The organism is Ornithinibacillus xuwenensis (assembly GCF_039614845.1).
GTDB lineage: Bacteria > Bacillota > Bacilli > Bacillales > Amphibacillaceae > Ornithinibacillus > Ornithinibacillus xuwenensis.
The window spans coordinates 114324-134047 of record NZ_JBDIML010000004.1 but is presented as its reverse complement, the minus strand read 5'-3'; the positions used below and the strand labels follow the sequence as shown (position 1 = coordinate 134047).

At 35.9% G+C, this 19724-nt stretch carries 17 protein-coding genes and 1 riboswitch; of the genes, 6 read left to right on the top strand and 11 right to left on the bottom strand.

Annotated elements, in window-relative coordinates; translation table 11 throughout:
* Window positions 1-24: 24 nt before the first annotated feature.
* Together pepV and ABC228_RS13375 are read right to left on the bottom strand one after the other, a co-directional pair.
* A complete protein-coding gene (gene pepV / locus ABC228_RS13380; protein ID WP_345825649.1) occupies window positions 25-1440 on the bottom strand; it encodes a dipeptidase PepV in 1416 nt (471 codons plus the stop codon).
* Between the two features lie 177 nt (window positions 1441-1617).
* Complete coding sequence (locus ABC228_RS13375) at window positions 1618-2175, bottom strand: isochorismatase family protein (RefSeq protein ID WP_345825648.1); 558 nt, start codon at window positions 2173-2175, stop codon at window positions 1618-1620.
* A 510-nt stretch (window positions 2176-2685) separates the two neighbouring features.
* On the opposite strand from ABC228_RS13375, the gene ABC228_RS13370 reads away from it, so the two are divergent.
* From ABC228_RS13370 to ABC228_RS13350, 5 genes are all read left to right on the top strand, one after another.
* Window positions 2686-3219 (top strand): MurR/RpiR family transcriptional regulator, encoded by a 534-nt coding sequence (locus tag ABC228_RS13370; RefSeq protein WP_345825647.1) that lies wholly within the window; start codon window positions 2686-2688, stop codon window positions 3217-3219.
* 353 nt (window positions 3220-3572) lie between these two features.
* A riboswitch (cyclic di-GMP riboswitch) is annotated at window positions 3573-3658 on the top strand.
* A 64-nt stretch (window positions 3659-3722) separates the two neighbouring features.
* On the top strand, window positions 3723-4667 hold the full coding sequence (locus ABC228_RS13365; RefSeq protein WP_345825646.1) for a DUF5667 domain-containing protein: 945 nt from the start codon (window positions 3723-3725) through the stop codon (window positions 4665-4667).
* A gap of 132 nt (window positions 4668-4799) precedes the next feature.
* Entirely contained in the window at window positions 4800-5288 is a 489-nt protein-coding gene (locus tag ABC228_RS13360) for a hypothetical protein (protein WP_345825645.1), read from the top strand.
* An 83-nt stretch (window positions 5289-5371) separates the two neighbouring features.
* Window positions 5372-6076, top strand: a complete 705-nt coding sequence (sigI, locus tag ABC228_RS13355; protein ID WP_345825644.1) for an RNA polymerase sigma-I factor — start codon at window positions 5372-5374, stop codon at window positions 6074-6076.
* Window positions 6077-6096: 20 nt separating this feature from the next.
* Complete coding sequence (locus ABC228_RS13350; RefSeq protein WP_345825643.1) at window positions 6097-7323, top strand: anti-sigma-I factor RsgI family protein; 1227 nt, start codon at window positions 6097-6099, stop codon at window positions 7321-7323.
* 202 nt (window positions 7324-7525) lie between these two features.
* Here the strand turns inward: ABC228_RS13350 and ABC228_RS13345 are convergent, their stop codons facing one another.
* The 6 genes from ABC228_RS13345 to ABC228_RS13320 all read right to left on the bottom strand — a co-directional run bounded on the left by ABC228_RS13345 (window position 7526) and on the right by ABC228_RS13320 (window position 13474).
* The gene (locus ABC228_RS13345) at window positions 7526-7762 is read right to left on the bottom strand and encodes a small acid-soluble spore protein Tlp (protein ID WP_345825642.1); all 237 of its coding nucleotides are present in this window, start codon (window positions 7760-7762) and stop codon (window positions 7526-7528) included.
* Between the two features lie 199 nt (window positions 7763-7961).
* Window positions 7962-10190 carry an FtsX-like permease family protein gene (locus ABC228_RS13340; protein WP_345825641.1) on the bottom strand — a complete coding sequence of 743 codons (2229 nt, stop codon included), beginning with the start codon at window positions 10188-10190 and terminating at the stop codon, window positions 7962-7964.
* Window positions 10190-10894 carry an ABC transporter ATP-binding protein gene (locus tag ABC228_RS13335; protein WP_345825640.1) on the bottom strand — a complete coding sequence of 235 codons (705 nt, stop codon included), beginning with the start codon at window positions 10892-10894 and terminating at the stop codon, window positions 10190-10192. Before ABC228_RS13335 ends, ABC228_RS13340 begins: the two co-directional genes overlap by 1 nt.
* Window positions 10894-11529, bottom strand: a complete 636-nt coding sequence (locus ABC228_RS13330) for a TetR/AcrR family transcriptional regulator (protein WP_345825639.1) — start codon at window positions 11527-11529, stop codon at window positions 10894-10896. The genes ABC228_RS13335 and ABC228_RS13330 overlap by 1 nt, the downstream gene beginning before the upstream one ends.
* A 181-nt stretch (window positions 11530-11710) precedes the next feature.
* A complete protein-coding gene (rlmD, locus tag ABC228_RS13325; RefSeq protein WP_345825638.1) occupies window positions 11711-13111 on the bottom strand; it encodes a 23S rRNA (uracil(1939)-C(5))-methyltransferase RlmD in 1401 nt (466 codons plus the stop codon).
* A 207-nt stretch (window positions 13112-13318) separates the two neighbouring features.
* Window positions 13319-13474, bottom strand: a complete 156-nt coding sequence (locus ABC228_RS13320) for a hypothetical protein (RefSeq protein WP_345825637.1) — start codon at window positions 13472-13474, stop codon at window positions 13319-13321.
* A 151-nt stretch (window positions 13475-13625) separates the two neighbouring features.
* Between ABC228_RS13320 and ABC228_RS13315 the strand changes: the two genes are divergently transcribed.
* Complete coding sequence (locus ABC228_RS13315) at window positions 13626-14255, top strand: LysE family transporter (RefSeq protein ID WP_345825636.1); 630 nt, start codon at window positions 13626-13628, stop codon at window positions 14253-14255.
* Here the strand turns inward: ABC228_RS13315 and ABC228_RS13310 are convergent.
* From ABC228_RS13310 to ABC228_RS13300, 3 genes are all read right to left on the bottom strand, one after another.
* Window positions 14252-15577, bottom strand: a complete 1326-nt coding sequence (locus ABC228_RS13310; RefSeq protein WP_345825635.1) for an amino acid permease — start codon at window positions 15575-15577, stop codon at window positions 14252-14254. The genes ABC228_RS13315 and ABC228_RS13310 overlap by 4 nt on opposite strands.
* Before the next feature lie 174 nt (window positions 15578-15751).
* Window positions 15752-17317: a histidine kinase N-terminal 7TM domain-containing diguanylate cyclase gene (locus ABC228_RS13305; protein ID WP_345825634.1), complete on the bottom strand. Its 1566-nt coding sequence runs from the start codon at window positions 17315-17317 to the stop codon at window positions 15752-15754.
* 173 nt (window positions 17318-17490) lie between these two features.
* The gene (locus ABC228_RS13300) at window positions 17491-19707 is read right to left on the bottom strand and encodes a YhgE/Pip family protein (protein ID WP_345825633.1); all 2217 of its coding nucleotides are present in this window, start codon (window positions 19705-19707) and stop codon (window positions 17491-17493) included.
* Between the last annotated feature and the right edge of the window lie 17 nt (window positions 19708-19724).

Below are 19724 nucleotides of genomic sequence, written 5' to 3'. Positions count from 1 at the left end.
ACCAATAAATGGAAATGTAATTTCCTATTTTGCTTTTGCTAGTTCGTAAATAGCCTGTGCATAAATGGCGGTTGCCCTTAATAAATCATCTACAATGGCATATTCATCCTTCTGGTGCATGACATCCTCACGCCCTGGAAATAGAGCACCAAATGCAACAGCATGATCTAATGCTCGTGCATAGGTTCCCCCACCAATTGCCAATAGCTCCGCGTTTTCTCCAGTTTGTTCTTCATAAACTTTTTGTAACGTTTGAATGAGTGGATCATCTTTCTTCACATAGGCTGGCTTCGCATCAGAAAAGTTGGCTAATTGTAATCCTTTTTCTTCTAATTTAGCTTGTATGGTTTCTTTTCCTGATTCGATATCAAATGTAACTGGATAACGCATATTCAAACCAATACGTCCACCAGCTTCACTTCGATAATCCATCACCCCTACATTTATCGTTAAATCTCCAGATACATCATCCTGATAGGCAATGTCAAATACCTCTCCTCTTGATTGCTTAAAGAATGAAGCAACTGTTTCTACAAATCTTTTTCCTGCTAGGTCTAGTGCTACTGATTGTAAAAACTGTGCCATATAGATACCAGCATTTTTTCCATTTCGTGGCTCTGCACCATGTGCACTAATTCCAACTAATGTAACTATTAGTTGGCCCTCACGCTCTGATACATTTCCCTCTAATTGATTTTCCTGAAGGAAACCTTGATAGCGTTTTGCTAGACTACTCTCTTCTACATGCTTTTTAATATGTACTTCTGCATAATCTGGAACCATATTGTACCGACGTCCTGATTGGAATGACAATAATTCTACCTCAGAGTTCTCTTGTTCCTTTTGAACAGGCTGGACAATATCATAATCAGAAATGCCCTTTTCCGCATAAATAATTGGAAAGTCTGCGTCTGGTACAAACCCTATACTCGGCATTTCTTCTTTTTCGAAATAATGTTCCACACAACGCCAATCACTTTCTTCATCTGTACCAATAATTAATCGTACTCGCTTGTCTAGTGGTAACCCCAATTCTTTGACAATCTTCATACCATAATATGCTGCTATGGTTGGCCCTTTATCATCACTTGAGCCACGAGCATATATTTTTCCATCCTTAATTACTCCGCTATATGGATCGACACTCCAGCCATCACCTTCAGGTACGACATCCACATGACCCAGTATGCCAAGAAGCTCTTCTCCTTCACCCATCTCAAGATGTCCTGCAAGATTGCCAACGTTCTTGGATATAAAACCATCTTTCTGACCTAGTTCTAACAAGTAATTTAAAGCATCTTTTATTCCTTGTCCGAGTGGTGCATCAGGAGTGGCACCTTCTTCATCTAACACACTCTTAATTTGAAGTAATCCCTGTAAATCTTTGATGAAATCTTCTTTTCTTTTCATAACTTCATCTAACCATTGGATGTTTTCCATCTACTTTCACTCCCTCTTATACAACCAAACAACTAACTACTTTTTTGATAGTCTATTTCTATTTTACACCTTTATCGCTCATCATGAGAAGAAAGCAACCCTTTAGAATCTATTCGAAACAAAAATGGCGTGCTCTTGTCACGCCATTCCATTAAGAATATATCAGCCTTGATGAAACTATCGATAACGATAATGAGTTGGTTGAAACAAATCCTCATCAGAGCTTCTGACCAATGAAAAATGCTCAACATTATCATGACCATGAAGTGTCCGATTATGATGGTTAATAATCTGTTCTGCTAATAGAACATCATTATCTGTGGTTGAGTGTCCATCACCAACTAATGTTACATCTAGCCTACATGTGGTCGCTGTTCTAACTGCACTGTCAATACAAAATTGTGTTTTGCAGCCCATTATGACAATATGCTCCGTTTTCTGTTCTTGTAAATGATCTAGAAGCCCGGTTCCGTGAAAGCAGTTGGTTGCATATTTATCAAAAATCGTTACATCCTTAGGTACTGTTATTTCTTGATGTATCTCAAAGCCGCTTCCCTTACCTTCTGCAACATCTAAATCTCGTACAAATACAATCGGAACTTCTTCCATTATCGCTTTATGAATTACTCTATTTATGGTTTGAATAAGCTGTTCTTTTTGGTAAACTCCACTTTCAGTTTGATTTCCATCTATTAATTCCTGTTGCACATCAATAATAACTAATGCTTGATTCAATCAATTTTCCCCTCTCGAATTTTGGGGAAACGCTAATCAACTAGGTTACTTAGTCGTTATCCCCTTTTGATTTTTTACGAAAACAACGAATGCATTGTTCATCCTATCAACCTCCTATAACAACATATTGCCTTATCGCCAATTTTCACACGATTAAGACAGGTTAATTTTACCATATGTCGTTTCATTACGCTTTATTTTTCAAGCGACAAATTTCGAATGGATTTCCGTTCCATGAATGCCTTGCACTTTAATATCAACTATCCTTCAAGCTCGAATGAATAACCGGTTTGATAGTTCACTTCCCTACCCATACTATACGTATAGAATTATGCTTGAACTATGAAATCAATTAGTAAGCAAGCACTTTTATATATTCCTTATTTTTCAGTATTTTTTTAGGAGTCAGATTTTGCACCCCCTCAAAAAAATCTACTTGTTAGAATGAAAGTAGATAATGAAAGTGCTTGCAAGAACATAATGAAAACACTACCAAGGAGGGTATCAGTTTTGAAAGCAAATCGAATCAGTCTTCTCCATTCGTTGTTTTCGGTCATAAACGAAAACGATGAAAACGACACAAATTATGTTTTAGCACACTATTTCTTAAATCATTATCATGAGCTAAGTCATTTAAATATCTATGAGGTTTCAGAAGCATGCTTTGTCTCAAGGTCTAGTGTTAGAAGGTTTTGCAAATCAATTGGTTATGAGAATTTTTTAGATTTAAAACATGAATTCTCAAGCTATGATGATCGGTATGAATCCTATATGCGATATGCAAAAAGAGATAACTACCGTGAAACACTTACGAAAGAAATTAACGAAATGATTATTGAGCTAGATAAACGAATGGATACACGAGAGGTGTATGAGATTGCAAAGAGAATTCGAGATAGTCGTCAGACCGTATTCTTAACCTCTGGAACCACAGCAGGTTTTGTCAGAGATTTTCAAGAATCAATGGTGTTCAATAAAAAGGTTATCAGCCTAGTGTCAGAGCTTTACTCGGATAACCCCTGTTATTATAACCAATATGGATAAAGTTAATAAGCTTGATACCCATGATAAGAACCAAGTTAAAAACGGTGAACTCGTCCTAGATTGTTTTGTGAAATAAGATAGATCAAATAGCATGAAAAAATAGCGTGCTCTTAACACGCTATTTTTTTATTTAACCTTACTTGTCTGTTCTCATAAATATAAGCAATCGATTCATCTAACTTACAACTACTAATCATAAAATGTATTCTACTAAATTCGATAGTATCTCCTTCCTCTACTTTTATATGAGCTATCATACTGTTATAGAAATGAAAAAATAATTTTCTATTAAAAATCTAAAAAACCCTCCCAAAATGAATTCAATTACCGTATAGAAAGATAAGAAATAATAATAATGTGAAAGGCAAAGCCATTGAAAAGTGGTGACGCAAAGCTATAGGAGCTAACAGTCTTTGACTTATGCTTGCCAGCTGCCAAACGGTAACCTTTCTATTATTCTTTTTTCTAATCTATTAATTACTAAAATTAGGAAGGTGATTTGCATGAAGAAACTACTAGCATCAGGAATTGTATTAGGGTCTTTATTTGTGGCAAGTACTGCTGTTTCAGCAGAAGAGACATCCCCAGAAATTATTAGTGCAGACTCGGAGTTATATGAAACAGTTCGTGTAATGGAGGACACTGAATATTCCTTGACAGAATCTCCAGAGGAGAAAATTATTCTCCAAGATGACTATGCAGAAAAACGTCTACTAGAGGCTGTAGAACAACTAGAAAACGGTGACGAGGAGTCAGCTGAAGAATTATTAAATGAATATGATGAACAAGTACAACATATAGAAGAGTCAATAGAAAATGCGGTAGATGACAATGAGGACATTTCTAACCTAGAAACAATTGTTGAAGAAAACGCCAAATATCTCAAGGAGAACTTATTAGCGTTACTGGAAAGGGAAGATCTTCCTGATACAGCAAAAGCAGGTATTACAAAAGCTTTAGAAAATCAAGCAAGAGCAATGAAAAATTTTGCGAAGGCACTTGAAAAAGCTGAATTAGCCATGATGAACGGAAATAGCAACAATGGAAGCAAGGATAAAGATGAAGTCGAAGAAAATTTAGATGACACGAATGAAGCTGCTGAAAAGGCTGAAGAAGAAGCTGAAAAAGCTGCCGAGAAAGCTCAAGAAGAAGCAGAAAAGGCTGAAGAAAAAGCTAGAGAAGAAGCTGAACGTGCGGAAGAGAAAGCCAGAGAAGAAGCTGAACGTGCGGAAGAAAAAGCTAGAGAAGAAGCTAAACGTGCGGAAGAAAAAGCCAAAGAAGAAGCTAAACGTACGGAAGAAAAAGCTAGAGAAGAAGCTAAACGTGCGGAAGAAAAAGCTAGAGAAGAAGCTAAACGTACGGAAGAAAAAGCTAGAGAAGAAGCTGAAAGAGCTCGAGAGAAAGCACAGAATGAAGAAAACGAAGATTCTAATACAGATGAACAATAATTTTCAAAAATAGACTTAAGTTATAAAAGAACTGCCATGAAAGTGGTGGTTCTTTCATTCCATTCCTGATAAGAACAACAATCTATTTTAAACAACCAAGAATCAGAATTCTAGAGAAATTAGGTGATTAGAATGCGCAAATTAATACTATTGATTTCTTTTCTTTTACTAGCAGCATGTGGAACCGAAGAAAGCTCGAATACAACAACTAACGAAAAAGAAAATACACAAGACGAAAAAGCTACATTTTTATTTGATAGCAAAGAGAAAGGAATCAAGGTTGAGGACGCTAGTGGTTGGACGTTAATCGAGGAACAGGATTCAAACGTAGTATTTGAGAATGGTACGCTTAAGGCTATTATAACTGTTATAAGTGAAGATAACGATTTTGCCACACTAAAGCAGGATTTAAAAACAAGCGCAGGAGACATTACCGTTTTAGAAGAAAGTGATACTCAATTATCTTTTCAAACCAATCGTAAAGAAAGTATTCGTTCTGATATCTCCCTGTATAAAGAAGGAACAAAAACACAGATCATTACTTTTATGACAAAGGTAGAAAATTACAAATCAAATCAGTCCCTAATAGAAGAATTTAGCAAAAAAATTAAATTTTACTAATTAACTTTATGTAAAATAACCTTTACCGGCGAAGTAATCTCCCTTACTATTAATTGTAATGTTACATGAAGTAGGTGATTCTTATGAATAGGGATGAGTTCCTTACGCTTATGAAGCAAACACATCAGGGTAGTCAAACAGCAAGAGAACGACTTATACGCCATTATCGTCCCTACGTTTTGAATACTGCCGGTCATATATGTAAAAGGTATATCAGTTGGAGTGATGAAGAATTTAGTATATCACTCATTGCTTTTAACCGAGCGATTGATACATTTGAAGAAAATAGTGGACGAAGTTTTTTAAACTACGCTTACCTTTTAATAAAACGAGATTTAATAGATTATTTTAGAAAAGAACGAAACGAACAGCATTTATCATTGAATTATTCAAGTACCGAAGAAGAGCACCATACAAATCCTCTCGAGATAGAAAAGTCTCTGGACATTCACGAGAAGGAAGTCGCTTCTGGTGAACTAGTTGAGGAGATACTAGAATACGATCAAGAATTACAAAAATACAAGGTTTCCTTTGATGAGATGGAAGATTGCTCACCGAAACATACGGATACGCGGGCAAAGCTTTATGAGGTTGCAAATCAGTTTATTGGAGATTCAGAATGTAAGCAAAGTTTTCTTGTAAAAAAGCGATTGCCAATTACATTGTTTAGCAAAAAGACTGGTTATCCCAAGAAAACAATGGAAAAGCATAGAAAATATTTAATTGCACTTATTCTACTCAAATTAAATCCACAATGGACTCACCTCTCAAGATTTATGAATGATTGAAATGGAGATGTGGAAGTCGTATGAAAAATAAAACTTATCAAGGCATCGTCTTAAAAGTTACAGATCAATATGTTGTTCTACTTCAAAAGGGTGGTACTTTTAAAAATATTCCGATTGACCGTGTTGATACTATTCCAATGATAGGACAATCATTCTCATACATCGAAAATGATTCCAGAAGAAATTGGTGGAAATACCTTTCCATTGCAGCACTTCTCTTTATCGGAATTCTCTCTTACACGATGTATTCATCTGCACAATCATCTTATTTGTTAGTCATTGATATAAATCCTAGTATTGAATTAACGGTTAATGGTTCAGATAAAGTAACGAAGATAACGGGCTTAAACAAGGATGGGGAAAATTTATTACAAGAACTCCACATCGAAAATAAAAATCTTGAAGTCTCGACAGCACTATCTAAGATTGTCAAACAAGCTGAAGGTGACGGTTATTTTGAAAATAATCCCCTCATCTATACCACAATTGTTCCTATTAAACATAAAGCTCGGACTTCTGTTGAAGAAATTGATTCAATTATTAAAACAAGTTTAGGAAATGAAAATGTTTCTGTTGTGGTTTCAAAAGAGAGCAAAGAAAAATACGAAAAAGCCAAAAAAGAAAAACTTACTATTAACTATTATAAGCAGTATGAAATTCTTCAAGAACAAGGTATCGTATATGATGTTGAAGAAATTTACGGAAAAAGTTTAAGTGAGCTACAAATGATGCGTTCCTCTAATAACAACAAGAATGCTGTAGAAGATCAAAATGAGCATAATGATGATACAGTCGAAACAGTCGTTCCAAATCGAGGAAATTCTACTAATTCAGATGATAAGCAATCTAATCAGAAAGAAGAAGCTGCTACTAATAAACAAGAAGAAAAACCAAATAATACATCGAGTAATCAAAACAAGGAACAAAGTAATTCTTCATCAAACCAAAAGGATTTACCGGAGAAGAATAACAATTCACAAGAAAATGAAGGATTAAAACAGAAGGAACAAAATTCTAAAAATGGTACAGACATCCCTTCAAAAGAAGGAGAAGAACAAATGCCAAATAAGCAGCAGGCACCATCAAATGAAAATGTTCCGGAGAAGAACCAGGAAGGTAATGCATCAAATCAAAAAAATGATGATAATCCATCTAAAGAAGCGCAACAGAATAAACCAAGTCAAGAAGAGAATCAACAAAGTAATGAAAACAATTCCGGACAGAATTCTGATCGAAGCAATCAATAAACTATTTAGGGTAAAATAATTAATCTCATCTTTCATTGAAGTAATATGAATGTTAGCTCACTAGTGACATCCAATAATTTTAAAAGTATGCTTTTTGAGGTTTTGTTATTTCGATATGAAACAACACTCAAAGAAAGCATACTTTTATTTTTTCTAATATTTATGTTTGTTAAAGAATGTAGACGGTAGGAACTGAATGGAATCAACAATCACCCTTTCTACGTGCAGCCATTTCATCCTTCATCTCTTCCTTCATTGCCTCAATGGATTTTTTACGGTTCTTGTTTTTCCGTTTAATTATTTCCTGTTCATCAGGACTTGCATGCTCTAAGCTCATCTCAGCATCCTGCAGTTTTTGTTGGGTATTTTCAATCATATCATGTAGTCTTTCCACGTTATTTTTTCTATTGTCAGGATTGGGTTGTTTTTTATCAGACATTTTTATCCTCCGAATACAGCTCATTTTGCCTTTAGTTTGGTTCTTATGGATTTTTATATACAAGAAGTTCAAAAAAAAACTACTTCCTAATGCGGAAGTAGTTTCTTAAAAGAAATATTGCTTCATCAGTTCAGCACATTCACATGTAGCATTAATCAAAAATCAATCTGGTTGAAATTCTACCTCCTCTATCCATTCCTTACTCTGTACTTCTATTGATTGCTTCAGTCATTGGAATGCTTTTCAGCTTTTTATTGTTCAGCCAAAGCGAAATATAATAAGACAAAATGAGAATACTGAAGCTGATAATGATACTAAACCAATCTATTTTTACAGGAAATGATACATTCATCTCCGCTGTGATAGAATTCATAAATGCCGATATTGATAATGTCGTAATGGGAATACCAATTAGAAATCCAATAATAATAAACCAGATATTATAACCTATCATCATTTTCCTAATACTGCCCCTGTTATACCCAATAACTTTCATCAATGAAATTTTAAAGGAATTCTCTTCAATTAATAATGATATTAAAATATAGATAATTATGACAGAAATAATAGCTGCGACTAATGCGATACCCGCTATTCCATAATTTAAAGGTTTAATCATCTGTTTAAAGCCATCAACTGTATCGGATGATTTGGTTACAGAAACAAGATTTTCCTTTGAAATATCTAATTCCTTATTGGTGAAAACCTGATTGTAACTACCAGATGGATACCCATTTAATTGATTAAATTGATTTAACGGCATGTATATCATATCTCCAAGATATGAATTTGCTATATGATCAATCGTTATATCAAATGTTGTATTTGATAGCTGATTGGTAACGTGAATTGTGTCTCCTTTTTGAAGACCAATTTTATCCGCAAGCGATTTATTAATAATGACAGAATCATATTTAAGTCTCTCTCCATCTATATCTTGTAATTGAATCGCTGTATTATTAGGCTCCAAACCATTAATGGTTAAACTCTGCTTTTCATTCTTATAATTAATCGTAAAAGGAGCAGATGACCCTATTTGACCTGAGTCAGGTAGTGTTGTCTGTAGACTACTATAAATATAGTTATACTCATAGTGATAGACACTGTTAAAATTGTCCGTCACTAGATATTCCATTGAGTTTTTGCTAATAAATCCGAATAATAATAGTACAGTGGCAAATATAGCTCCTATGGTTAAAAATAGGGCACGTGGTAGATTACGTATAATCTCACGTATTACAAACTTTCGTTTAAAAGTCAGTTTATCTAATTTCAGTAGTCGCTCAAGTCGATTTACTTTTACTTTTAGCTCCCCACCCTTAATTAAGCTCACAGGCGTAATGCGTAAGACACGCATCACTAAATAATACGTTAATGGAATAAAGAAAACTAGTGGTAGCATTAAGCTAACTATTAATAAGACAATATGAGGCTCAACGACCAGTACTGGTAAATTATAATAACTGGCAAAAGCAGAGAGTAATGGATGCAAAAACAACCAACCGAGGAATGTTCCTACTACACTTCCCGAGATTGCAAGAATACTAGCATAAGATAAATAATGACGGATAATTTCACTTTTTTTATATCCAAGTGCATATAGTGTTCCAATTTGAGAATATTCCTTTTTCATTAGACGCCACAATAATATTAGAATAATTGCGATACTAATAAAAAGAATAGCTATTGGAAGAAACTCACCCATCTTTTTAATACCTTCTATATCACCTCTGATGAAGGAAATACGATTATTGTCTTTTTTATCTGTCCAATTTATTAGTTGATTGTTTTGATTTAAGAAAGCCTTAAATTGACCTCTATTATTCTCTGAAAATCTTACAGAATAGTATACAAGATTTTCTTTCAAGTTTTCTAACTCACTTTCCTTTACAACTGCGACACCAAAGGCATCTGGATTTTTCAGAAATCCTGACTCCTCTTTTAATGGATAGATGTAATCAGGAATAGCCATGAATCCAGTCACATGATAGGTTTTGTCATTCAGCTGAATGTCTTCACCAATGGATAATTCGTGTGCTTTTGCAAATCCTTGATCAATTAATATATCCTCTTCAGAATCTAGTGCTTCCCCTTTTACAACAGAAGATAGATTGATTTTCCCTGTTTCATCTAGCAATCGTAACGTGGTATCCGTTGAAAATGAGACATCTGCTCTATATCTTTTTTCGATTTTCACCTGAAATCGTTCTTCAAACTGTGACAAATCCGCTAGGGGCTTTTCAACAATAAAATGAGCATCCTCCACTCTATTCGTCTTGTTAAAATAATCTAGATTATCAATCAAATTAGCCCCAGCTGAAGTAAAAGAATAAAAGACAATTGAACTCATGACAATAAGAAGCCATGCTGATAGAAATTGGGCTTTTTTTTCTAGTATCGTTCGAATAAGCTTTTTCCTTAAAGGCATCACCACTCAATCCCTTCAGCTGATTTAATATGTTCATTCACAACATCGGATTCAATTTTACCGTCCTTGAGCGTAACCACCCGATTTGCCATTTCACTTATAGCCTGATTATGAGTAATAATAAGTACCGTTGTGTTATATTCCTTGTTAATCTTCTCAATTAGATTTAAGATTTCTTTTGATGTATTTGAATCTAAAGCTCCAGTTGGTTCATCACAAAGTAATAATTTCGGAGTCTTTACGACAGCACGAGCAATCGAAACACGTTGTTGTTGACCACCACTAAGTTCCCGTGGAAAACGGTCCTCCATGCCATTCAATCCTACAGCATCAATCACCTCTTGAATTGGCAGTGGATTGCTACAAATATTCGCAGTCAATTCTATATTTTCATAAACAGTTAAGTTAGGAATGAGATTATACATTTGAAAAACAAATCCGATTTCTTCTCTTCGATAGTTTACAAGCTGATGATTGTTAAACTGTGTAATATCTTGCTGATCAATACATATTTTACCTGAGTCAACCTCATCAATTGCTCCAATAGCATTTAACATCGTTGATTTCCCTGAACCAGATGGCCCTAAAACAACTACAATCTCCCCTTTTTCCACTTGTAAACTGACATTTGATAATGCTTGGAAGAAAGAGTTTCCACTTTGATAGCTTTTGTTTATAGCTTCTATTTTCACAATACTACTCATCACGATTCCCCATTTCTCTGGTTAATTTTCCCTGCAAAAATAAATTGGATATGTCGTGTAATTTGTTCCTTATACTGTTCATTTGTCATCGACTCGTTATAAATATAAAGCATTGTATCTGTCAAGACTGCTCCATATATTGCATAGGAAGCTTCCTCTGCGTTAACAGGAAATAAAAAACTTCCCTCTTCACTTTTAATCATTGATTTGATCAGTTCCATCACCTGCTCATCAAGTCCAAATAATCCATCACGTAGGCGAATACTTTCTTCTACTTCCTCCGTCATCACATGAAAAAGATCTCGCCAAAACGCTTTTGGATAGTGACTAAAAAACTCTGTAAACTGATGAAGGAATTGAATAATCTTATCAACAACACCGACTTCAGAAAGATGCGTAAACCAAAAATGTTGATCATTCTTTTGTATTAGTTCAGCCTCTTCGGAAAAAATACGAAGTAGCAAGGCTCCTTTTGAAGGAAAGTAATTATAAATTGTTCCAGTTCCCACTTCCGCTTCCTTAGCAATCTCAATCATTGATGCCTGTTGAAAACCTTTTTGAGAAAATATATGTTTAGCCGACTCCATAATCCGTAAAAGTGTTTGTCTCTTCTTATCCTCACGTAAACCCGCCATGATAAAACCTCCAATAAAAATGAATCAATTCATTTATGAATACATTCATATTTTATGAAAGATACATACAATTGTCAACCCATCAAAGTGAATCAACTATTTAATGCCATAGTAAAAACAAAAAAAACCCTTTCCTTAAGGAAGGGTTTTACAGGATACTTATCTGCTTCAAGCTCGACTGTTAATTATTATTTTGTTTTAACTCTAAAATAGCTACGCACTCCACATGCATCGTATGTGGGAATAAGTCTACTGGCTGCACTTCTTTTAACTCATAGCCAAACGGTTCCAATTCCTTAATATCGATTGCAAATGTATCAGGATTACAAGATACGTAGACAATTCGTTCAGGCTGTGAACGACCGATACGACGCATAACCTTTCCACCGGCTCCAGAGCGAGGTGGGTCAAGAAGTAGAAGCTCTGGTATACCGAAGCTTTCTAATACTTCATCAATTCCACGTCTAGCATCCTTTGCTAGGAAATACGTGTTCGATATGCCATTATCCTTGGCATTACGTTTTGCTGATTCAATCGAGGTTTCCACAATCTCAATACCAGCAAGCTTTCCTACTCGACTTGCAAATGGTAGGGAGAATGTTCCAACTCCACAGAATAAGTCAATCATTTTTTCCGTTTCCTTCGGCTTACCCATTTCTAATGCCAGTTCAACAAGCTTTTGTGCTTGTGTTGGGTTTGTTTGGAAGAAAGTATCGAACCAGATACGAAAACGGTAACCTAGCATCTCATCATAAATAAAATCACGACCTGCTAAGACATGTGTGTTTTCAGATTGCGTACGGTCAGCCCAATCTCTGTTTTCAAGCCATAGCAAGCTTTTCACCTTAGGAAATTTCTCACGAATTCTTTCTGCTAAATCTTGTGCTGCAGAAGATAACTCTCCTTCTGGTCCTTCTGTTGCAAATAGTCCAAGCATTATCTCTTCAGTAGCAAATGATTGTCGTACCATTAAATGTCGAAGAAGTCCTTCATGGTTATCCTTATCATATCCGGATAAAGCATGTTTCTTCGCCCAATCTGCTACCTCCATTGTTGCTTCTACCATATCCTTTCCAGCAATTAAGCAGGTTTCCAAGGATATTATTTTGCGGAAGTTTCCTAGCTCATGTAAACCTAGTGAACCATCCTTCGCAAAGGTAAATTCCATTTTATTTCGATAATGCCACGGGTTTTCCATTCCGATTGTATTGCGAACTAAACTCGGATCAAAGCCCTCGTCTTCGATTACTTTTTTAACATGATTCGTCTTTTCAGTTAATTGTCCTGAATACTGCCAATGCTGCCATACACATCCTCCACAGCGCTCAAAATGTGGACAATCAGGACCAACTCGTTCAGGGTGTGCCTCCACGATTTCTTCCGGCATTACCTTCGTACGTTTACGCTCTGGCTGTTCAACGGTTACACGTACTTTTTCACCTGGTAGTGTTTGTGGGATTGTTAACTTCAATTTTCTTGGGTTAACCTGTCCAACATCACGCCAAACAACTGCACGACCAGAGCCTCTTTTATCTAAATCACGAATTTCTGTGATATAGGTCTCTTTCTTTGTCGTTGTCATGATTGCTCCTCCCCTCGAATTCTCTTCTTATTTAAATGCACTTAGCATCAATCTTTACAGTTTGAAAGAAATACATACTTTCCTATTATAACGAAACTTAGCTTAATTGGGAATGAGGAAAACAAATAAAGCTATGTACCAAAAAAGCTCACATTTTCACTTAGAAAATGTGAGCTTTCTTCATCATATTATGAAAAAAAGAAAACCTTATACTTCTCGTCCAGTTGCCCCTGGGTTTTCATTGGAAACCTTACGATTATTTGTTTTGGGATCCAAATTTTCAGCACGTTCACCATGACCTAGATAATCTGTTTTCTCTTTCTTCTGGTATTTGACCAGCTCATCAAAGTCTCGATTAATCATACATAACCTCCTCCTTTATTGAATAAAATGCCCAATTGATTTCATTTTATCTACAAAACAACGTGTGTACATTAAGAATTCTTTGTCGTACAAGCCTCCCCTTCTGAATAGACATAAATAGATACATTGTAAAATTAAAGGAGTGTTAGAGTTGGGTGTGTTCATTAGTTATATTCTATTAGGCCTATCACTTGCAGCACCAATTGGACCAGTAAATGCTGCCCAATTGGATCGTGGTATTAAAGGAGGATTTTTCCCAGCGTGGTTTGTCGGCCTTGGCGCTGTTACAGCAGATGCATTTTATATGTTAATTGTATATTTAGGAGTTGTACATGTTATCGATACACCCTTTATAAAAACGTTCTTATGGCTGTTCGGGGGATTTGTATTAATTTACACCGGAATAGAAAGCATGTTCAGCGCTAAGGAGATAAAAGCCAGTAATCGTCGGAGTGTTGAACCATTATATAAGTCTTTTTTCACCGGATTTATCATGTCGATAACAAATCCATTAACCATCCTGTTTTGGTTAGGTATTTATGGTTCCGTACTGGCTAAAACGGCCACTAATTATGAAAGCAGTGCCTTAATTTTATATAGCTGCGCAATTTTTATCGGTTTATTAACGTGGGATATTATTATGGCTCTCGTTTCAAGTGGATTTCGTAAAATACTAAATGACCGCGTACTGACAAGTATCGCAGTCATTTCAGGGGTAGCACTTATTGGGTTTGGGGTTTATTTTGGCTGGCAGGGTGTCTTGTTATTAACCAACAATTAGGATGCCTGCGTATCCTGGCTCCACCTTTTCTTCAAAAAGAACACAAATATCCCAATTATGCCAACAATCCCTACACTAATAAAAAATCCAGGACGATTTGTCTTATCAAGCAATGTACCGCTAATACCTGCTATCAAAAGTGCTATGCCGGAATAGTATTTTATTTGCTCTTTCACATTAACTTCTTGAAGCTTTTTAGCAGATAAAATAATAAATAACCAATTATAGAGCAGCATTAACCCGGCACCTGTGGTGATATAGGTATAGATCTTCTCTGGAAGTAGGAGCGACATAATAATGGACCCAGCAATACCCGCAATCAGTAACACCAAGGAAGGTATAGGTACAGCCAACCTTCCTTCTTTTGCAAATACAGCAGGAGCATCCCCGTCCTGTGCAAGTGAAACCAGAATAGTTGTCACCCCATAAAAAGACGCAACCATGGTGGAAAAACCTGCAATGATTAATGCACCATTAAATAGATGCGGAACAAATCCTAAATCAAAGTCCTTCAATGCTGTAATAAATGGACTTTTATCTGTATTAAATCCATCCCAAGGTTCTAATAAAAGCGCTAAAGCAAGTGCTAAGGTGTATATGGTAACAAGTGATAGAATCATCACCTTACCTGATTTCGGGGCTTCTTTTGGTTCCCTTAACTGAACTGCCATCAGACCCATTACCTCAATTCCTCCAAAAGCATAAAAAGCAAAAATTAAGCACGACCAAAACCCAAGGAATCCTGTCGGAAAGAACTCCTTTATACTTGTTGGCGTATGTAGCTGATTAACTCCTTTAACTAGTCCAAAAACAAATGCTGCTGCGATGACAATAAACATGATAATAGCGGCAAGCTTCATAACCGCAAAAATATTTTCAATACTACTTAATTTCTTCGCGCCTACTAGTAATACGAAAAGTCCGAGCACCGCATAGCCTAGAGCAAGAAGCCATAAGGGCATAGTCGGAAACCAAAACCTCGAGAAAATAGATAGCGCAGTAAGCTGACTGCCCATGATTAATATTTCAGAGAACCAATAAATCCATCCAACACTAAAGCCTGCCCAGTGGCCATAGGCCATCTTCGCATAGGCACGAAACGCTCCTTTTTCAGGATGATTCGCCGTTAATCTAGCTAATGCATCAAAAACAATATAAGTAGTGACTCCAGCCAAAATAATTGCGATTACAAGTGATGGACCGCCTTGCTGAATACCTACACTTGAACCCAAAAAGAAACCCGTACCAATCGTACAGCCTACCCCAAATAAAGATAATTGCCACCATTTCATATTTTTTTCTTCTTTGTTTGACTGTGACATATTGTTCCTCCTTATACACACACTATATAATCCCCAAGTAGCGCTTAAAATACTTGTTGAAAAAATTTCTAACGAGTAAGTGTTAAGAAGGAATCTAGATAAAAAAATAGGGATTAATGAGTTAGGTCTCATTCAAATCCCTATTTCAAAATTATACTCGATTTTATCAATACACTAAACAAACTCTAATTCCTCATTCACTTGAACGTTGTTCCGACCACTTCTCTTCGCTGCATAAAGGGCATGATCTGCCTTTCTAACTGCAAGCTTAATTGCTTCATAATGGTTATCGGATGCCGTGTTAATCTGCGAAATCCCTATACTCGAAGTTACATGAATATTGTTCTCATAAATAAAGACATTACTTTCGGAAATTCTAGTTCGAATTATTTCAGCTAGATCAACGGCATCCTCCTGGCTAGTTTCTGGCAAGAAAATAATAAATTCCTCACCACCATAACGCCCAATTAAATCAGTTGATCGCAAGCTATTTTTCACGATATTTGCAATATGACAAAGGACCTTATCTCCTGCTTCATGTCCGTATGTATCATTTATCCTTTTAAAATGATCGATATCAAACAGGAGTAGTGCTGCATCTTTTCCTTTGTCTGTCATAGCTGCTAATCGTTTTTCCGATTGATCCATAAAATACGTTCGGTTATACACCTGTGTCAAGCCATCATAGCTCGCAAGCATTGTTAGCTTCTCCTGCAGCTCAACTCTCTCTGTTATATTAATAAATGTAATGATTTTGCCAATAATCATCCTGTTTTCCTTCATCACTGGGGAAAACCGAATCTGATAATGTGATCGCTTCGCGCAAACCATGCATTCATAATCCGATTGTTCACCACTATCGATTATTTCCAAAAGCTTCTTCTTATTAGCAAGAACCTTTCGGATCGGCTTTCCGATAGAAGTTGTACTCAACATCGGCATCACCGGTAGAATTGCTTGATTGAAATCCACAATGGCATCGTTTTGATTTAAGACAATAACCCCTTCAAGCATACTTTCAAACACTTTGTCTCTTGCTATTGGAATAATGTTAAACATTTGAAAGGAGAATAGTGCCACACCATGGAGGATAAAGGACAGGCTCATAGAAACCGGTCCAAGATCAATCCCGTAAGGACTATGATGATTCAAGTAAAAGTAATTTGCTACAATTGGTAAAAACAATCCAGCCGCCATCGTTATAATTTGTATTCGAAACCAGAACAACGACTTCTTTAACTGGATCAGTAAAATGGTAATACTAATTGCCAAACAAAGAAATAGATAGAAAGAATGCACATAAAAGAACGGGCCATACGTTAGCTCAACAATTGGAAATGGGGCATCACGTTGTAATGCAACAGACTCGTAATAAAGATGATGGAGCTCATTTGTATGGTGGGTAAAAACCGTTATGATTGGCGCAATAAATAGAAATACTATGTATTTTTTTCTTAATGATATGCCTACATATTCCAAGCACATTAATAATAAAAAGCCTGGGATAAAGGGTATCACTAAATACTCCAGACCCAACCAGAATTTGATTTCTTCTAGCGTACCGCTTGCTAATTCAAATGCATACGAAAACGTAAAAATTGCCGACAATAATGTAACGATCTTATACGGTCGTACACCTGGAGTATCCTTCAATTTAATATGAGAAAAGATACATAATAACAAACTTAAAGCTCCCGCAAAGACAATCATCAGCATATAAATTATTAGTTCTTCATTCATTTTTTTCTCCAATGTTAGTCAGCATTTTCCCAACTTATTATATACCTTATTTTTAATAGATTACTAGTTTGAACGCTTCAACCAAGAGGTGATTAGTCTTTAGAATGGAGCATTTTTTATTGAACATACGAAAGGGTGCCCTTCTAAATAAGAGTGGCACCCTTTTGTTAAGGTTAATGAAATAATCCTGATTCCTTCGATTTCTTCTTAAGTTTATCTGTATGCTTATTGATGCTTTCCTTCATGAAACCTCCTAGAATTAAGGCAACGATTCCAAAGGGAATGATAAATATTAAATCATGAATTACCCGATTCCAAACAATTCCCCCAACCGCTTCACGCATGAGGTCTATTGCATACGTAAACGGTAGGAAAGGGTTAATCATTTGAAAGAACTCAGGCAGCAATACAACTGGATATGTCCCACCAGACCCGGCAATTTGAAGTACTAATAAGATGATAGCAAGCGCTTTTCCTACATCTCCAAAAACAGATACCAGGGTGTAGACAATCATAATAAATACGGAACTACATAGTAATCCAAAAAGAATAAACCAGAATGGCTCCATTATTTCCACGTGAAGAATAACGATATTTCCTACCGTGACAATCATGGTTTGAAAAACACCAATGAGAATAAATGTCAATAATCTCCCAAAGTAAACTTGTCTTCCTGAATAGTCTTTCTTATCATGAACTTCAGTCGATAATAAGGAGATAAGTAACAATCCACCTACCCAAATAGCAAGAATCGTATAAAATGGTGTCATACCAGTTCCATAATTAGGAACGGAGAATATCGAATTCTCATTAAGAACGACAGGTTCTGCAAAAAATCCTCGTTCTGCTTCTGGGTCATTTTGCAGAAGATTAATAATCTCATTAATATCCGTTTCATCTTGAACGGATCGTATTTTATTTGCTAGCTCCATTACCTTGTCATTGACATAAGGAAACTCATTATTGATGTACTGAAGCATGTCCTTGCCATCATTTAAATTAGCCTCGGTACGATATAGCATATCCTCTACTTCCGGTATCGTAGATTGAATATCAGCTAAAATACCTCTTGCATCTGATAAGGTTTGCTTTGCTACTGCTACCTCTTCCCGAATGGTTGGTTCAATGCTTTCCTTATATTCGATTACAAATGCATCAACCTGCTTATTAACTGCTTCGGTACGTTCTTTCATAGTAGAAAGTATTCCATTTACTTCTGCTTGTTTATCTGCTAATGAATCTTGAACACCATTGACCTGCTCTTGTAGGGTAAGTAAATTTTGCTCCATGCTTTCTAATTCATTTAGTGCATTATCAATTGTTTCTTGGTTGGAACTCCCACTTTCACTTCCAGAACCCTCATTAGAAGATGGGTCTCCACCAGAACCAGGTTCTCCTTGTTCACCCGATTGCTGTAACTGTGTTAGCGCATCTTTTATCGTTTGAATGGATTGTAAAGTAGCATCTATTTGACCTGATACCTTACTAATTTGAGTTCCATCTGTCAAATCAATAGAAGTCGCATCGATACTGTTCACAAAGTCATTTGTTTTTGCTAACATATTTTGAATAGAAGCTAAGTCTTCTTCTACCTTTGGTGCAATCTCATCTAATCTGTCCTCTGCGTCCTTTAAAAATGCAGTCGTATCATCAATCGTTTGTAATCCAGTTTCGGTTGCTTCTTCTACTTCTGGAATCATCGCTTGGGCTTGGTCGATGAGTGTACCTGCTCGCTCAGCATCTGAAGTAGAATCGTCTAATATACGATGTATTTCGGGTAATTTTTCTTCTAACGTAAAAATATAGTCCTCGAATTTTTCAATATCAGGTAGATTCTCTTCTAATTCAATACCTAGTTCGTTAAACTTATCAAAGATAATTCCATTTACTGTCGAAATAAAATTACTACTAATCTGTTCAACAATGACAGTTGCTCCCTTTTGGGTAATTTTAGGTGCAATCGCATTGATCTTTTCATTCACATAATAGTCGACATTGGCTTTTTCAGGTTCTCCACTAACAACCGTACCTAATCTTTCTGAGAAATTTTCTGGGATTACGATAACTGCAAAATAATCACCATATTCTAGTTTGTTCATTGCCTTTTCACGTTCAACAAACTGCCAATCCATCGATTTATTTTCTTTTAATGTTTGAACCAAATCATCGCCAACATGAATTTCTTCACCTTGCACTGTTGCTCCTTGGTCTTCATTAACAATACCGATGGGAATCTGATCCGTTTGACCATATGGATCCCAAGATGCTTCAATATTAAACCAAGCATAAAGAGAAGGTAATACTATTAATCCACCAATCAACACTAACGCGACCCAGTTTGTCGCAATGTTTTTGATATCTTTTAGAAATATTTTCCAACTAGCTTTCATTCCTATCAGTCCTGTCT

What these genes read in the sequence shown, in the direction of transcription:
- pepV (WP_345825649.1), bottom strand. Translation starts at nt 1,440, where the DNA reads ATGGAAAACATCCAATGGTTAGATGAAGTTATGAAAAGAAAAGAAGAT.
- ABC228_RS13365 (WP_345825646.1), top strand. Translation starts at nt 3,723, where the DNA reads ATGAAGAAACTACTAGCATCAGGAATTGTATTAGGGTCTTTATTTGTG.
- ABC228_RS13360 (WP_345825645.1), top strand. Translation starts at nt 4,800, where the DNA reads ATGCGCAAATTAATACTATTGATTTCTTTTCTTTTACTAGCAGCATGT.
- sigI (WP_345825644.1), top strand. Translation starts at nt 5,372, where the DNA reads ATGAATAGGGATGAGTTCCTTACGCTTATGAAGCAAACACATCAGGGT.
- ABC228_RS13350 (WP_345825643.1), top strand. Translation starts at nt 6,097, where the DNA reads ATGAAAAATAAAACTTATCAAGGCATCGTCTTAAAAGTTACAGATCAA.
- ABC228_RS13345 (WP_345825642.1), bottom strand. Translation starts at nt 7,762, where the DNA reads ATGTCTGATAAAAAACAACCCAATCCTGACAATAGAAAAAATAACGTG.
- ABC228_RS13340 (WP_345825641.1), bottom strand. Translation starts at nt 10,190, where the DNA reads ATGCCTTTAAGGAAAAAGCTTATTCGAACGATACTAGAAAAAAAAGCC.
- ABC228_RS13335 (WP_345825640.1), bottom strand. Translation starts at nt 10,894, where the DNA reads ATGAGTAGTATTGTGAAAATAGAAGCTATAAACAAAAGCTATCAAAGT.
- ABC228_RS13330 (WP_345825639.1), bottom strand. Translation starts at nt 11,529, where the DNA reads ATGGCGGGTTTACGTGAGGATAAGAAGAGACAAACACTTTTACGGATT.
- rlmD (WP_345825638.1), bottom strand. Translation starts at nt 13,111, where the DNA reads ATGACAACGACAAAGAAAGAGACCTATATCACAGAAATTCGTGATTTA.
- ABC228_RS13320 (WP_345825637.1), bottom strand. Translation starts at nt 13,474, where the DNA reads ATGATTAATCGAGACTTTGATGAGCTGGTCAAATACCAGAAGAAAGAG.
- ABC228_RS13310 (WP_345825635.1), bottom strand. Translation starts at nt 15,577, where the DNA reads ATGTCACAGTCAAACAAAGAAGAAAAAAATATGAAATGGTGGCAATTA.
- ABC228_RS13305 (WP_345825634.1), bottom strand. Translation starts at nt 17,317, where the DNA reads ATGAATGAAGAACTAATAATTTATATGCTGATGATTGTCTTTGCGGGA.
- ABC228_RS13300 (WP_345825633.1), bottom strand. Translation starts at nt 19,707, where the DNA reads ATGAAAGCTAGTTGGAAAATATTTCTAAAAGATATCAAAAACATTGCG.